Consider the following 16,159-nt stretch of genomic DNA (forward strand, 5'->3'; position numbering starts at 1 on the left):
TTATAATTATTTAATTCTGGAGCAGATAATATGTCTGCTCCAGATATTTCATTCTAACATAAAATAATAGTTTATTCATTATTTTTTAAAGTAACTTACTCCAGAACTGATAATTGGCTGTGGTATTATACCTGGAATATTTTTGTAAAGATTTTTATCTATACGCTCTGTGTGAGCCATTTTTCCAAGAATTTTACCACAAGGGCTTAGTATTCCTTCTATATTGTATGAAGATCCATTTGGATTATCCTCATACAAAAATGCAATCTGACCATTTTTAGAAAGTTCTTTGTATATCTCTTCATTACATATAAACCTGCCTTCTCCGTGGGAAACGGGAACTTTATATACTTCTTTTTCTAAAAGGTCTCGGGTCCAAGGCGAAGTAACATTAACGGCTCTTGTTTCTACTATTCGTGCTATATGTCTGCCATTATTGTTATATGTCAGAGTCGGCGTGTCTTCTTTTATTTTGTTTACTGATCCATAAGGCAATAGCCCTGTTTTTATCAGAGCCTGGAATCCATTGCATATTCCAAGTATCAATCCATCATTTTCATTTAATAATTTTTCTATTGCTTTTGTGATTTTTGGATTTCTTATTACATTTGCAATAAATTTACCAGATCCATCCGGCTCATCACCCATGCTAAATCCTCCAGGGAAAACCAAAATCTGAGATTCTTTTATAGCATTTTTTAATCTTTCAACTGATTTATCAATATCATCAATAGATAAATTGTTAAAGACCACTATCTCAACTTCCGCTCCTTCTGCTTCAAATGCTCTGGCTGTATCCCATTCACAATTCGTACCTGGAAATACTGGTATAACAACTTTAGGTATATCCACAGTTTTTTTGGATTTCATTTTTGACTTATCAATTGATAAGACCCCTTGTTCAACTATATCAGATTGTAACTTGTAATTATTCGATACATCAATTTCACCAGTAAAGATTTTATTTAACTGACCTAAATATGTTCTTTTGATTTGATTTACATCTATAGCTATTCCATTGACCTTGGAAACATATTCTTTAGACGCATTTTTATGGTCATGCTCCATAGTTGTTCCAAGCTGATTTATCAAATCATTATCATGTTTATACTCAACTATAAAGCTTCCATATTCTGGTAAAAATAAGTCCGCCAAAGTATCTGTATTTATTTCAAATAATATATCATTTCCAAAAGACATTTCCAGTATCATAGGTAAAATCCCCTTATGATTTACAGCGTAACACGATACCACATTGCCGCAAAGAATCTCACTTCGTAAGTTATTAAGATTCTTTATAAACTCTTGGGTATCAAGAGTGTAATCCTTTAGCATACCGGTTTTTATTACACCAAGTTTCATTCCGCCCTTAAGCTCAGGGCTTATTATATTTTCAACGTCTTCTGTAGCTACTGCAAAAGAGATAAGAGTAGGAGGAACATTTAGATCTTTGAAAGTCCCAGACATTGAATCTTTACCTCCTATAGGAGGTATATTTAATTCATTTGTTATTTTATATGCTCCAAGAAGAGCTGTAAAAGGTTTTGCCCATTTTTCTGGAACGCCTCCAAGTCTTTCAAAATATTCTTGAAATGAAAGTCTGCTCTTTAGGGCATCTCCACCTGCTGCTGCAATTTTTGAAATTGACTCTATCACTGCAAAATAAGCACCCAGAAACGGACTTTCTTCAGACAGATAAGGATTGAATCCATATGACATTATACTTGCTGTTTTAGTTACACCCTTAAGTGAAGGTATCAGAGCTACCATTGACTGAGATGGAGTTATCTGATTTTTCCCGCCCAATGGCACTAGCACACTTCCTCTGCCTATTGAAGAATCAAATCTTTCAACGAGATTTTTTTTGCTTGCAATATTTAAATCAGAAAAGTACTCTACTAATTCATCATTAAGATTATCTGCTTTATCTGATATGTTTTTTTTGTTAAAAAACTCAACTGGTCTGCTAAGAGGCACTACAACACTTTGGGTTCTGTCTACTCCAGATGAATTCAGAAATTCTCTGTCAATATCAACTATTATCTCATTTTGATATGTCATTGTTAGTTTTCCACTATCTGTAACAGTTGCAACATGGGTCATTTCCAGATTTTCTCCGTAACATAATTTGGAAAACAGGTCTAAGTCATCCTTGTCTATGACCACGGCCATTCTTTCTTGTGATTCTGAAATCGCAATTTCTCTTGGCGTAAGTCCCTGGTATTTTAAAGGTACTCTATCCAAGTATATTTCAATAGAATCTGCCAATTCTCCAATTGCTACACTTACTCCACCTGCTCCAAAATCATTGCATTTCTTTATCAATTTAGCAGCTTTATCATTTCTGAATAACCTTTGTATCTTTCTTTCCATAGGAGCATTACCTTTTTGAACCTCTGCAGAAGAAATTTCTATGGATTTTTCGGTATGTTCCTTAGATGATCCAGTGGCTCCACCTACGCCATCTCTTCCTGTTCTTCCACCGAGTAGAATTATTAAATCTCCTTTGACAGGAAAATCTCTTCTGACATTTTCTGCTGGCGCTGCCCCTATTACCGCGCCGACTTCCATCCTTTTAGCTTTATACCCTTTATGGTAAATCTCATCTACAAATCCTGTGGCAACTCCTATCTGGTTACCGTAAGAACTGTATCCTCTGGCCGCATCTACTGTGATTTTTTTTTGCGAAAGTTTGCCTTCTATAGTGTCTTCAATACTTTCTCTTGGGTCTGCACTTCCAGTCACTCTCATAGCCTGATATACATACGATCTTCCTGAAAGTGGGTCTCTTATAGCGCCACCTATACAAGTTGAAGCTCCTCCAAAAGGTTCTATTTCAGTTGGATGATTGTGGGTTTCATTTTTAAACATAAGAAGATAGTCTTCAATTTTTTCTTCTTTAGTAAATTTATCCTCAACTCTTACTTTTATTTTTACAGAGCATGCATTGATTTCTTCGGATACTTCCAAATCTTCAAGTATGGCGTTTTTTCTCATTTGTTTTGAGACTATTGTTGCCATATCCATTAGGGTTATGGGCTTAGTTCTCCCTATTTTACTTCTGTTTTCAGTATAGTCTTCGAAGGATTTTTTAATAGTAGCATCTAGTTCTGATAAACCTTCTTCAAATTCAATTTTGTCTAATATGGTATTGAATGTAGTATGTCTGCAGTGGTCAGACCAATATGTGTCTAAAATTGACATTTCTGTTGTACTTGGATTTCTTTTATTTTCTTTAAAATAATCCTGTACAAATTTTATATCGTCATAGTTCATAGCGAGATTTTCATTCTCTATAAACAATTCCAGACCCGCTTCGTCTAATTCTATAAATTTTTCATGAAATTCGTTTGTATGTTTAATATTAAATTCATCTTTTAAGGTAGTTGGAATTTCAAAAAGCTTACCTTTTTTCTGGTCCACTGGATTTATCATTATAGATTGAATCTTTTTCATCTGATTATTATTTAATTTTGAATCTGTTACAAAATCATAAACTCTGGCACATCTTGCCAAAACTCCATTTTTTTCAATCGATACTGCAATTGTATCCAAAAGTCCTTGCTCTCTTTGATCAAACTGTCCTTTATGATACTCAATTACCAGTGGATTTTTGAATTCTTTTTGAAGAGAAAAAGCATCGTCAAACATGTAAATGTTGTCTACTGGAGTTTCACTGAGAATAGTATCTGAAATTTTGATTATTTCAGCATCAGTAAGGTTTTCAATATCATATCTTACAAGGCACCTTACATTATCAAGATCAATTCCGCTACTCTCTTTTAGTTCATTTAACAGATGTTTCCCCTCTTCGTTAAAATCTTCTTTTTTTTCTACATATATTCTTTTTACCAATGGTGAAATATCCCTTCTGTAGTATTTTTTATTAAAATTTATTATTTGACAGTCTTTATATATTTCTTCAAAAGCTTCTTCAAAACTGTCTTTTACAGACGTAATACTTAATACTCTGCCTCCGTTTGTAAGTATTTTTCCATCTTTCAACTTAGTTCCGGCGTGAAAAACCTTTGATGTTACCTTATCTAAACCCTCTATTTCAAAGCCAGTATCATATTTTTGAGGATAACCACCTGATGAAAGCACCAATGTGATTACTTTTTTATCATTAAATTTCATATCAATATTTTTAAGATCTGAATTAGCAGTGTGCTCCATAATATCTAGCAGGTCGGTGTCTAGTCTTTGCAGAACTGACTGTATTTCTGGATCTCCAAATCTGGTATTAAATTCAAGCACTTTTATGCCTTTACTGCCTATCATGAACCCTATGAATATTATTCCTCTAAAGTCTAAATTGTCTTTTTTTATGCCTTCAAGGAATGGTTTAAGCACAGCAGTTTCAATTTCACTAAGGTATACATCAGCTTGAGCATTTGGTGAATAAGTTCCCATTCCACCTGTATTCAAGCCTTTTTCACCGTCATAGATTTTTTTATGATCTTTTACAGTGGGCAGGGGTTTTATAGTGTCATTATCTACAAAACATAATAAAGACATCTCGAATCCATCCAGATATTCTTCAATTACCATAGGACAGTCTCCAAATATTTTATCAATAAAAACCTTTTTGCAAAATTCTTCAGCCTCTGCTTTAGTTTCAGCAATATACACACCTTTTCCCTGACAGAGTGTGTCTGCTTTTAACACAACTTTCCCCATATCATTAATAAGTTTATCTATATGATTAATGCAGTCATCATAATTATCAGACTTGTAGTAATCAGCTGTTGGTATATTATTTTTTATCATAAATTTTTTAGCAAAATATTTGCTGCCCTCAAGCATTGCAGCAGATTTTGAAGGGCCAAATATTTTTAGTCCATGAGCTTCAAAAGTATCTACAATTCCCAGACACAAAGGATCCTCTGGTCCAACAATTGTGAAATCAATAGAATTGTTATATGCAAAATCAAGGAGTGAATTTACATCATCGGCTTTAATATTTAAATTCGTGCCGATTAATCCGCATCCTGCATTTCCCGGAGCAAAAAACACCTCATTAACTCTTTTGTTTTTTACGATAGCTTCGCCTATTGCATGTTCTCTTGCTCCACCGCCAACTATAAGTATTCTCATAACTCCTCCAGTGTTTATTAATATTAGTGTTTAAAATGTCTTGTTCCTGTAAATATCATTGAAACTCCACTTTTGTTACATTCGTCTATAGACATCTGATCCTTAACAGAGCCTCCCGGTTGTATAATAGATGTAATTCCTATCTCTGCTGCAAGCTCTACACAATCTGAAAAAGGGAAGAATGCATCAGAAGCCAAGACGCATCCACTGAAATTTTTATCTGAATAATTATTTATAGCAGTGTCAAGTGCCCATATGCGTGATGTCTGTCCTCCACCGATTGCCCTTGTAGCAAGGTCTTTCGCAATAACAACAGCATTAGATTTAACATATTTGCAAACTTTCATTGCAAATATCAAGTCTTTATCTTCTTCTTTAGTAGTTTTCTTCAAAGTGACACATTCAAACTTTTCATCTTTTATGTTGTCAGTATCCTGGATCAAAACTTTGCCGCTTAGGTATTTTATGTCAAATTCAGATTTTTTTAATTTGACATCTATTTCAAGTATCCTAAGATTTTTTTTCTTTTTTAATATTTCAAGTGCATCTTCAGTATAAGACGGCGCTGCAACTACTTCTAAAAAAATTTCACTCATCAGAGCAGCTGTATCTGCATCTACAATAGAGTTCATTGCAACAATCCCTCCAAATATAGAAAGTTTGTCGGCATCGTAAGCTTTTTTAAAAGCTTCAAAAGGAGTATTTCCAAGTGCTACCCCGCAAGGTGTAGCATGCTTTAAGGCTACGGCAGCAAAATCTCCTTTAGATGAGTCAAATTCTGCACATAATTCAACTGCTGTATTTAAATCATTTAAATTGTTAAAAGAAAGATTTTTTCCATTTAATTGATTATAGTTACTAAAATAAGAATTTACAAAATTATCATTGTAAAGTTTTGCTGCCTGATGAGGATTTTCTCCGTATCTTAGTTCTTCTACTTTTTTGAATCCAAGAGTCACGCTGTCAGATTCTTTTCCAGTTTTAGACATAAAATACCTCGATATCATAGCGTCATAGTAAGCCGTAGCTGAATATGCCTTCATAGCAAGCTCTTCTCTTAATTCAAGTGTTATTTTCTCATTTTTTAGCATATCTGTTATTTTGTCATAATCATTTGGCTCTACAACAACAAGTACATCTTTATAGTTTTTTGCCGCCGACCTTATCATGGAAGGACCGCCAATATCTATGTTTTCTATCATCTCTTCATGAGCTTTATTTAATTTTAGAGAGCCTTCAAAATCATAAAGATTAACTACAACTATGTCTATTGGGGAAATCCCATGTTTGGATGCAGTTTCAACATGTCTGGGGTTATCTCTTTTGTAGAGGAGTCCGCCATGAACCATCGGGTGCAAAGTTTTTACCCTGCCATCTAATATTTCAGGAAAATTTGTAATCTTATCAATCGGAGTTACAGCAATTCCATTTTTTGATATTTCATTTAAAGTACCTCCTGTAGATATAATTTCATATCCCAGCTCTGACAAAGATCTTGCAAATTCTACAATACCAGTCTTATCCGTTACACTAATTAGCGCTCTTTTCATATTTACACCTCTTGCTTCCAATTAAAACTTAACATTATATTTTGTAATTACTCTCCATGATTTTTATTGCATTTTTCAAAATTTGATGTTCTATTTTAAGAACTTTTTTCTGTATTTCTTCTGCAGATTTGCAATCACTTATATCGGTTTTGTTTTGCATTATTATTTCCCCACCGTCAATAACATTGGTAACTTTGTGCACAGTTGCTCCGCTCTCTTTATCCCCTGATTCAAAAACCGCTCTATGAACATTAATACCATACATTCCTCTTCCACCGTATTTAGGCAGAAGAGATGGATGAATATTAATGATTCTGTTTTCATATTCTTCAAGTATTTCTTCGCTTACTATTTTCAAATATCCCGCAAGCACTATTAAATCGATGTCGTTTTCAATGAGAAGTTTTCTCAAATCCTTATTGTCCTTTATTACATATGTTTTTATCCCAGCGTCTTCAGCCCTTTTGAGTGCAAAAGAATCAGCTTTGTTTGAAATGACAATTTTGATTTCAGATAAAAAGTAATCTTGCTTTTGAGCATCAATAAGCGCTTGAAGATTGCTGCCACTTCCCGATACAAGTACAGCAATCCTTAATGAATTATTTCGCATGATTTCTCACCTGCAATTATATTACCAATTATAAATGAACTATCCCCGGTTTCCTTATTTATAAATGCGCATACATCATCAGCTATTTCTTTTGAAACAACTATAATCATTCCTATCCCCATATTAAAACTTCTGTATAACTCATCTTTTTCTACCAGATCCAATTCAACGATTTTTTTGAATATTTCTGGAAGAGTCCATTTGTCAGCATAAATCTTAGCTTTGCAAGTATCTGGAAGTATACGAGGAACATTTTCGATGAGTCCTCCACCAGTTATGTTAGCTATGCCTTTTATCTTAAACTTATCCAGTAAGTTCAAGATCGTATTTACATATAATTTGGTAGGTGTTATGAGCAGGTTTCCGATAGTATCGCTCATATTTTCTAATTTATCTTCTGTATTAAGATTCAGATGTTCAAAAAATATTTTTCTAGCTAAAGAGTATCCGTTAGAATGCAGGCCCGAAGACGCTATCCCAATTACTGCATCACCAGAGCAAATATCCGAACCATCGATGATATCTTTTTTATCTAATATTCCAACTGAAAACCCTCCCAGATCATACTCGTCATCGCTGTACAATCCTGGCATTTCAGCAGTTTCGCCCCCAATTAAGGCGCATCCGGACTCTTTGCATCCATCGGCTATACCGCCAACAATATCAGCAATTCTCATCGCATCTACTTTGCCTGTTGCTATATAATCCAGGAAAAATAATGGTTTAGCTCCCTGGCAGATAAGATCATTAACACACATTGCAACGAGGTCAATTCCTACAGTGTTATGAATATCCATTTTTTGAGCAATCAGTAGCTTGGTTCCCACACCGTCTGTTGACGCTAACAAGGTTGGTTCTTCCATGTGCATGAACTCTTTTAGAGAAAAACCTCCCGCAAACAGTCCTATCTCTCCTATTACACCATTTATATATGTCTCTTTAACTTTGCTTTTCATTAGCTCGACTGCTCTGTTTCCTTCACTTATATTAACACCTGAATCTTGATAGCTTATTTTCATATTTGCCTCCATACAGTAATAATTTGTTTATATATTAAATTTACACTAAACATGGGTCAATAGGATATTCTCCGTCAAAACAAGCTTTACATAGATTCTCTCCGCCTATTCTTGCTGCTTGTGTCATCCCATCAATGGATATAAAAGATAAACTGTCCGCTCCTATGAGTTCTCTAATTTCATCAATACTCATCGATGCAGCTATTAAATTTTTCCTGCTTGGAGTATCTATGCCATAATAGCAAGAATATTTAACAGGGGGAGCGGTTATTCTCATGTGCACTTCCTTTGCCCCTGCGTTTCTTAAGTTCTGTATTAAGTTTCTTGAAGTTGTTCCCCTGACAATTGAATCATCTATCAATACAATTCTTTTATCCTTAACTACATGTGACAGAGGATTTAATTTTAGTTTTACAGCTATTTCTCTTTCTTCCTGAGTAGGTTTAATGAAAGTTCTGCCCATATATCTGTTTTTTACAAGCCCCTCTGCCAGAGGAATTCCCGATTCTTGAGAATAACCTATTGCTGATGGATAACCAGAATCAGGCACTGGTACAACCAAATCTACATCACATGGAGCCTCTTTCCATAATATCTTACCAGATCTTCTTCTGAACATATAAGAATTTATATCATCAAGCGTGGCGTCATTTCTTGCAAAATAGACATGTTCAAATATACAGTGGCTTTTTTTGGTTTTATGTTCGAACATATATGAATGTTCTCCATCTTTGTCAACTACTACAATTTCTCCAGGCGCCACATCTCTTGTGAAGTTTCCACCAAGTATCTCAATTGCAGCATTCTCCGATGCAAAAATTGTCCCATTTTCAAGATTCCCCATAACAAGAGGCCTTATACCGTGTGGATCTCTGACCGCTATCAGTTTATCTTTAAGCATTACAACAATTGAATATGCACCCACTATTCTTTTCATTGTCTCTTTTATTGCCTCAACAATGTCTCCTTTGTTGTATCTGGTTATTAGATATAGGATTACTTCAGAATCAATTGTTGTCTGAAACATCATACCATCTTCTTCAAGTCTGGCTTTTAGTATCTGATAGTTTATTAAATTCCCGTTGTGCGAAAGCGATATCTGTTCTCCTTTTGTATATGCCAGAAGTGGCTGTGTATTATAATCATATGACCCACCGGCTGTAGAATATCTAACATGGCCTATCCCAATATTTCCATTTAGTTCTTCCAAGATGTTAGGTTTGAAAACATCAATAACAAGACCCATGCCATTTCTTCTTATTAACTTGTCTCCGTCAGAAATTGACATTCCACAACTTTCTTGCCCTCTGTGTTGTAAACAGTTTAAACCATAAAACAGTTGTTTATTAATATTTGAGTTATTATATATACCTATAATTCCACACATTTTAACCTCTTATCCTTTTAAGGACTTCCTCGTAACCTTCAATCAAATTTCCAAGATCTCTCCTAAATCTATCTTTATCCATCTTTTCGTTAGTTTTAACATCCCACAATCTGCAAGTGTCTGGAGATATCTCATCTGCAAGAATAATTTCTCCATCAATAGTTTTTCCAAATTCTATTTTAAAATCTATTAATTTCAAGCCAACTTTCTTAAAGAATTCAATAAGAAGTTTATTTATCTCTAATGTTACCTTTTTAATCTGTTTTAATTCACTTCTTTCAATTAAATTTAAAGCAACAGCATGGTCATCATTAATTAGAGGATCCCCAAGCTTATCGTCCTTATAACAAATCTCAAATATAGGTTCTTTAAACTGGATGCCTTCTTCAAGATCAAGCCTTTTGCATATAGACCCTGCACTTATATTTCTTATAATAACTTCCAGAGGAAGTATAGTAACTTTTTTAACAATCATATCTCTTTTATTTACAGTTTTTATATAATGAGTTTTAATGCCACTTTTTTCAAGCATTTCAAATATGACAGTAGATATGGCTAGATTAAGTTCACCCTTTCCCATTATAATATCTTTTTTCTCGCCATTGAAAGCCGTAGCATCGTCTTTATAGTGAATTAGATACTCGTTTTCATTTTCAGTTAAAAACACTTGTTTTGCTTTACCTTCATATAACATTTTATCCATTTTAGACTCCTTAATCAAAATCAAACTTTATATTTAACATTGCATTTTTATATTTTATAAGTCTATATCATTTCAATTTCTTTTAATAATTTTTTTTCTGCTTCCAAAACTTGTCTGGTCATCTCAGACTTATATTCTTTTAATTTGTTCTCAATGTTTTTATCCGAAATTGACAGTATCTGACATGCTAAAATTGCAGCGTTTTTTGCTCCATCTATAGCAACTGTCGCTACCGGAACCCCTGAAGGCATTTGAACAATTGATAAGAGTGCATCCATACCCTCGAGTGCAGATGATTTTAAAGGAATTCCAATAACTGGTTTTATTGTTTTTGAAGCGATAACACCAGGAAGATGTGCAGCTTTTCCAGCCGCTGCTATATATACACTTACGTCTTTGTCGTTTTCAGTTATATACTTGTCCAGTTCCTCGCTCGCTCTGTGCGCAGAAAGTGCTCTCAGTTCATATTGCACATCTAATTTTTTAAAAAAATCGCAGGCTTCTTTGACTTTAGAGTAATCAGACACAGATCCTAAAATTAATGAAATTTTCATAACATCTCCTTTTCGAACTAAAATAAATTATAACAGGTTTATAATTCGAAATATATCGAATTATAAACTAAAACAAAACCCTTACATTCACACTTTATCATTATTTTGAATTTTTTTCAATAGATTTTATGAATTTAAATACCTTATTTAAATTCATTGTCTTAAAAAGTGCTGACATTAAATTTAATGTCAGCACTTGAGTTTATAATTATAAATTTAATCTTCTTCATTGTCGTATATCAAATCTAATAAAGAATCCAAGCCTGCCATCAGGACCATAGTTATTAAAGTTGTAAATTTAAGATTATTAAACAAAAACAACTGAGTGTCAAATAAAGGCATTTGTAAAATAATAAGTATGTAGATATATGATATTACTGAGAAAATTGTAAATTTCAACCAAAACAATATTTCTAAAAAAAGCTCTTTTTTAACTGTAATTGTTTTTTTTATAGCTGAAATCATTTCAAAAATTTCTACAGTAACAATTATAAATATATAATCTGGTATATATATTTTAATGTTGATGTTAATAACAGATAAAATTATCCCAAACAATAATAAAAGAATAGTTTCCATTAAAGCGTACATAACAATTTGTCTAATCGATAATTTTTTTATATTTATTTTTACATATTCTATAAACGATATCATTTTCGTACCTCCTATAGACCTAATTTACAATCATTATAAGCCAATTTTGCAGAATTTTCAATATCTTATGAAAATTATTTTATTTATTTTTTTCCTCACATAATTATGGTATATATATTTTGTTCTTTTCATTTTAGGATAAAGATTATATAATAGGGTTAAGGGCCATTCTAAGCTCTTATTGTTGGTATAATATCAATTTTATATATTAGAAAACAGGAGGAAAAAAATGCCATTAATGAATAGTAGAGAAATATTCAAAAACGCGTATGAAGGTAAATATGCAATAGGAGCTTTTAACGTAAACAATATGGAAATTATCCAAGGTATAGTCGCTGCTGCAAAAAAAGAAGAATCTGCTGTTATTCTTCAGGTTTCAGCTGGAGCAAGAAAGTATGCAAATCCTATATATTTAAGAAAGCTTGTGGAAGCTGCGATAGAAGAAACGAATCTTCCTATAGTTCTTCATCTTGACCACGGTGACAGTTTCGAATTATGTAAATCTTGTATTGATGATGGATTTTCATCAGTTATGATTGATGGTTCAGCTCTTCCTTTTGAACAAAATATAGAGATGGCAAAAAGAGTTGTTGATTATGCACATGAGAGAAATGTCACAGTAGAAGCTGAACTTGGAAAGCTTGCTGGAGTTGAGGACGAAGTCAATGTAAGTATAGAAGATGCAACTTACACTAATCCTGATCAAGCTGTAGAATTTGTTGAGCGTACGGGGATCGATTCTCTTGCTATCGCTATAGGTACAAGCCATGGTGCATATAAGTTTACAGGAGAGCCAAGTCTTGATTTCGCCAGACTTGAGAAAATTTCAAACATGCTGCCAAATTTCCCCCTTGTACTACATGGAGCATCTTCAGTTATTCCAAAATATCTTGAAATGTGCAACATGTACGGTGGTCAAATTCCTGGTGCAAAAGGTGTCCCAGAAGAAATGCTTAACAGAGCATCAAAATTTGGAGTTTGTAAAATCAATGTAGATACTGATTTAAGAATGGCAATGACTGCTGCTATAAGAAAAGTTATGATCGAAAATCCTAAAGAATTTGACCCTAGAAAATATCTTGGTCCCGGTAGAGATGCAATAGAAGAAATTGTAAGACATAAAATTAGCCAAGTATTTGGAAGTACTGGTTCAGCATTAAAACTTAAATAATATAAAAAAATAAATAAAAATGGATTGTCCATCATATTATATGAAAGGACAATCCATTTTTATTTATTAAATCTTATTTCCACGCACGCACCCGCATTTGCTTTATTGTATACCTTTACACTGCCATTATAGTTTTCTATGGTACTTTTAACTATGGCAAGGCCCAGTCCCGTTTTCCCATTATAACCTTTAAAAAATCTTTCAAACACATGCGGTATCTCTTTTTCTTCAAAGCCGTGTCCATCATCATACAATCTAATAATTAAACCATTCTTAGTTTCTGATTCTATTATAATTTCAGAAGATGCATACCGTAAAGAGTTTGAAATCAAGTTGGTAAAAATTCTGAAAAGGTGTTCTTCTTCCATTCTTACTTTTATGTCTGATTCAACATTATTTTTAACAACAATATTTCTTTCGCTTAATATAATATCAAATTTAGGTAAGATTTCATCTATAAACTCTTTCAAGCTTATTTCTATATGTTTTTCTTTGAAATCAGTTTTATCATCAAGTCTGGTTAAATACATTATGTCATTTACTATATCCGCGAGTTTGTTAGTCTCCTCAATTATGATATCTAAACTTGAAATTATCTCTTCTGGTGGAACAACACCATCTTTTATAGCTTCTGCATAACCATGTATGGACATCAGCGGCGTTTTTAATTCATGAGATGAATTTTGAAAAAAATCCTTTTGCTGGCGATCATACTTGACAAGATTTTGTGCCATATTCTTAAAATCTGTATTCAAATCAGCAATCTCATCTTTTGTATTAATAGCTTCCCATTGATTTTCTCCGCTGATCTTGAATTTGGAAATATTATGTTTTAATCTGTTTATAGGATTTATCAAATTCCGCTCAAATATAAATGCAATGATTATAGATATTATCAGTGACATTGCAAATCCTACAATAGCCGCTTTGTTTATAAGAGCATTAATTAAACCCGTGTCCTCTTTTTTTGCCATTGCAAGCAAATATCCGATTATTTCAGAATCTTTATCTAGAATTTTGGTTTCATGTACAAAATACTGATTTTCATCAAAACTACCTACCGAAAAATCTTGAAAATCAGATTCCTTTTTCCATGACTGGTATATTACTTTTCTTTCATTATCCAATACCAGAATATTTGTTGATGCAAATCTTACAGAATATCTAAATACTGCATCATTGGGAAATATATCTTCTAGAGTTATCTTTTCTCCAAAAAGAGAATAAATGCTTTGATAACTTGTCAAGTTATTTTCTATCTGCTGAGCAATAACGTTAGCATCACTTTGCAGATCTCTAAGTATCTGATTATTAAGATTTTCTGTAAAATTGATTTTTGTAATACTTAAACTGGTAGTAATAGTGAATATTACAATCACAATATAACTAAATATTATTTTTTTCCCAATCTTACTCATCGTTCATTACCTTATAACCAAACCCCCATACCGTTTGTATTTCGACACTTGATCCAGATTCTTTAAGTTTTTTTCGTAGCCTTTTAATTGTATCATCCACATTTCTGTCGTAGCCGTCGTATTCATACCCCCATATATTTTGTATTATCTTGTCTCTAGATAAGGGATAGCCTTTGTTTTCTACCAGATATTTTATAACTTCATACTCTTTTGTCGTAAGCGCAATCTCTTTATCCGATATTTTTGCTATTCGCTGTTCTGGAAATATACTTAATTCTTTGAGCTTAAGCATGACTTCTTCTTTTGTAGAACATTGGTTATCAATTCTCTTCAAAATGTTTTTTATTCTTACTATCAGCTCTCTGACGCTAAATGGCTTAGAGAGATAATCATCAGCTCCAAGCTCCAAGCCCAGAATTCTGTCAAGTTCTTCATTTCTTGCTGATACAAATATTATTGGAACATCACTGTCTTTCCTTATTTTTTTGCACAAATCCAGACCATTTGTGCCTCTCATCATAATATCGAGTACAATTAAATCGGCTCCATTTAATTTAAAATATTCGTATGCAGATTCTGCATTATCAAAATCAATTACTTCATAGCCTTCTTTTATTAAATACATAACGATAATTTCTCGTATTCTCTTTTCATCATCAACTACTAATATTTTTTTCATAAGACCCTCTCTGGCAATTCAATATTTTTAAAACATACAATTACCTATAATCTTATTATTACATATTTTGAAATAAAATTAATGAGTTTTTTGTAAAAAATTAATGTTTTATATTTTCCCCAAATTGCAATATTAAATTGAACTAGTTAACTTCAGCGATTTTCTGTTAAGTTAATTAAACTGCATATATGATGTCTAGATGATCTTCAAAAAGTTCATCTGGAGACTTGTAACCAAGTATTTTACGTGGGAGACTGTTGCTCCAATCTTCAATAAATTCAATGTAATTCGTGCTAAAAGAATCAATTCTTTCGCCTTTTTGTATAAATCTTCGAATAAGTCCATTATGACGTTCATTCGTACCCCTCTCAAACGATGAGTACGGATGAGTAAAGTATATTTTAGGACCATTATTTTCTTCTAGATTTGAAAGGGCTGAAAATTCTTGACCATTATCACTGGTAATGGTTTTGAAAACATCATTAAATTTTTCTCCAAACATAAGTTTTATATTGTGAATACCTGAATTGACTGAAGTAGATGTTTTGCTTGGAATTTTAAAAATGATGAATTTTCTAGTCTTTCGCTCCGCGATAGTTAGAAGTACATCGTCATCATTTGTTTTTGAGCCAATAACAGTATCAATTTCCCAGTGGCCAAATTCTTCGCGATTAGCGATATGTTCAGGGCGCTCAGATATACTTCTGCCAAGATTTCTTTTGTTAGCACGAACACGTTTTTTCTTTGTACTTAGTCTTAACTTCATTGGCAGATCTATATTTTTCAAGGTAAGCAAACCCAAATCAATATAGTTATACAAGGTCTTTGTACAAACCATCTTAGACCTATGAAACTTCGAATTTAACTTAGCTTCACCAACACAAGCGTCAACAGACCAAGAATCATTTTTGATTTTTTCGCAGACATAATCAATGAAATCACTGCATATTAGACGTCGGAATTTTGGTCCACAATTCCTTCTATTTTTTTCGTATATAGATTTACCAGCATCTGAAAAATACAGTTCAATTTTTTTGCCGTGTTTTAACTGTGATACAGTCCCTTTACGTATTTCATTCAGGATTGTATTTTGAGCTCTATCGAGCGATTTTGCAATTTTGTAAGGAGACCAGCCCTCTGTAAGTCGAATTTGTATCGAATGTCGTTCGAAGTCATTTAAGTGTTTATGCTTGCGAAAATCTGTGTTATAGTTAGTATAGTCCATAGTGATTATCCTTTCTGACGATGTTTTGTGGTGAAATTATCGTAACACAGAAATGATCACTATGGGTTTTTTTATACAAATTTTCAAACTAG

At 32.9% G+C, this 16,159-nt stretch carries 12 protein-coding genes; 1 reads left to right on the top strand and 11 read right to left on the bottom strand.

What is annotated here, in order from left to right:
* Window positions 1-78: 78 nt before the first annotated feature.
* The 8 genes from G558_RS0106725 to G558_RS0106760 form a co-directional block, all read right to left on the bottom strand.
* Window positions 79-5,097, bottom strand: a complete 5,019-nt coding sequence (locus G558_RS0106725; RefSeq protein ID WP_028829496.1) for a phosphoribosylformylglycinamidine synthase — start codon at window positions 5,095-5,097, stop codon at window positions 79-81.
* A gap of 23 nt (window positions 5,098-5,120) precedes the next feature.
* The gene (gene purH, locus G558_RS0106730; RefSeq protein WP_028829497.1) at window positions 5,121-6,647 is read right to left on the bottom strand and encodes a bifunctional phosphoribosylaminoimidazolecarboxamide formyltransferase/IMP cyclohydrolase; all 1,527 of its coding nucleotides are present in this window, start codon (window positions 6,645-6,647) and stop codon (window positions 5,121-5,123) included.
* 34 nt (window positions 6,648-6,681) lie between these two features.
* Entirely contained in the window at window positions 6,682-7,257 is a 576-nt protein-coding gene (purN, locus tag G558_RS0106735) for a phosphoribosylglycinamide formyltransferase (protein WP_036931742.1), read from the bottom strand.
* On the bottom strand, window positions 7,239-8,276 hold the full coding sequence (gene purM / locus G558_RS0106740; protein WP_028829499.1) for a phosphoribosylformylglycinamidine cyclo-ligase: 1,038 nt from the start codon (window positions 8,274-8,276) through the stop codon (window positions 7,239-7,241). Before purM ends, purN begins: the two co-directional genes overlap by 19 nt.
* A gap of 40 nt (window positions 8,277-8,316) precedes the next feature.
* A complete protein-coding gene (purF, locus tag G558_RS0106745) occupies window positions 8,317-9,663 on the bottom strand; it encodes an amidophosphoribosyltransferase (RefSeq protein WP_028829500.1) in 1,347 nt (448 codons plus the stop codon).
* Between the two features lies 1 nt (window position 9,664).
* Complete coding sequence (gene purC, locus G558_RS0106750; RefSeq protein ID WP_028829501.1) at window positions 9,665-10,366, bottom strand: phosphoribosylaminoimidazolesuccinocarboxamide synthase; 702 nt, start codon at window positions 10,364-10,366, stop codon at window positions 9,665-9,667.
* Window positions 10,367-10,428: 62 nt separating this feature from the next.
* Window positions 10,429-10,920: a 5-(carboxyamino)imidazole ribonucleotide mutase gene (gene purE / locus G558_RS0106755; protein WP_028829502.1), complete on the bottom strand. Its 492-nt coding sequence runs from the start codon at window positions 10,918-10,920 to the stop codon at window positions 10,429-10,431.
* A gap of 216 nt (window positions 10,921-11,136) precedes the next feature.
* Entirely contained in the window at window positions 11,137-11,574 is a 438-nt protein-coding gene (locus tag G558_RS0106760) for a hypothetical protein (RefSeq protein WP_028829503.1), read from the bottom strand.
* Between the two features lie 229 nt (window positions 11,575-11,803).
* Here G558_RS0106760 and fba point away from each other — a divergent pair, with 229 nt between their 5' ends.
* Complete coding sequence (gene fba, locus G558_RS0106765; protein WP_028829504.1) at window positions 11,804-12,745, top strand: class II fructose-1,6-bisphosphate aldolase; 942 nt, start codon at window positions 11,804-11,806, stop codon at window positions 12,743-12,745.
* 59 nt (window positions 12,746-12,804) lie between these two features.
* On the opposite strand, the gene G558_RS0106770 is transcribed toward fba, so the two are convergent.
* From G558_RS0106770 to G558_RS0106780, 3 genes are all read right to left on the bottom strand, one after another.
* On the bottom strand, window positions 12,805-14,163 hold the full coding sequence (locus G558_RS0106770; RefSeq protein WP_028829505.1) for a sensor histidine kinase: 1,359 nt from the start codon (window positions 14,161-14,163) through the stop codon (window positions 12,805-12,807).
* A complete protein-coding gene (locus G558_RS0106775) occupies window positions 14,156-14,842 on the bottom strand; it encodes a response regulator transcription factor (RefSeq protein ID WP_028829506.1) in 687 nt (228 codons plus the stop codon). The genes G558_RS0106770 and G558_RS0106775 overlap by 8 nt, the downstream gene beginning before the upstream one ends.
* A 175-nt stretch (window positions 14,843-15,017) precedes the next feature.
* Window positions 15,018-16,067 (bottom strand): IS30 family transposase, encoded by a 1,050-nt coding sequence (locus tag G558_RS0106780; protein ID WP_028829507.1) that lies wholly within the window; start codon window positions 16,065-16,067, stop codon window positions 15,018-15,020.
* Between the last annotated feature and the right edge of the window lie 92 nt (window positions 16,068-16,159).

It is taken from the genome of Proteocatella sphenisci DSM 23131 (assembly GCF_000423525.1).
GTDB lineage: Bacteria > Bacillota > Clostridia > Peptostreptococcales > Filifactoraceae > Proteocatella > Proteocatella sphenisci.

Bases quoted from the DNA above. Each gene is read 5' to 3' on its own strand.
- G558_RS0106725 (WP_028829496.1), bottom strand. From the start codon at position 5,097: ATGAGAATACTTATAGTTGGCGGTGGAGCAAGAGAACATGCAATAGGC.
- purH (WP_028829497.1), bottom strand. From the start codon at position 6,647: ATGAAAAGAGCGCTAATTAGTGTAACGGATAAGACTGGTATTGTAGAA.
- purN (WP_036931742.1), bottom strand. From the start codon at position 7,257: ATGCGAAATAATTCATTAAGGATTGCTGTACTTGTATCGGGAAGTGGC.
- purM (WP_028829499.1), bottom strand. From the start codon at position 8,276: ATGAAAATAAGCTATCAAGATTCAGGTGTTAATATAAGTGAAGGAAAC.
- purF (WP_028829500.1), bottom strand. From the start codon at position 9,663: ATGTGTGGAATTATAGGTATATATAATAACTCAAATATTAATAAACAA.
- purC (WP_028829501.1), bottom strand. From the start codon at position 10,366: ATGGATAAAATGTTATATGAAGGTAAAGCAAAACAAGTGTTTTTAACT.
- purE (WP_028829502.1), bottom strand. From the start codon at position 10,920: ATGAAAATTTCATTAATTTTAGGATCTGTGTCTGATTACTCTAAAGTC.
- G558_RS0106760 (WP_028829503.1), bottom strand. From the start codon at position 11,574: ATGATATCGTTTATAGAATATGTAAAAATAAATATAAAAAAATTATCG.
- fba (WP_028829504.1), top strand. From the start codon at position 11,804: ATGCCATTAATGAATAGTAGAGAAATATTCAAAAACGCGTATGAAGGT.
- G558_RS0106770 (WP_028829505.1), bottom strand. From the start codon at position 14,163: ATGAGTAAGATTGGGAAAAAAATAATATTTAGTTATATTGTGATTGTA.
- G558_RS0106775 (WP_028829506.1), bottom strand. From the start codon at position 14,842: ATGAAAAAAATATTAGTAGTTGATGATGAAAAGAGAATACGAGAAATT.
- G558_RS0106780 (WP_028829507.1), bottom strand. From the start codon at position 16,067: ATGGACTATACTAACTATAACACAGATTTTCGCAAGCATAAACACTTA.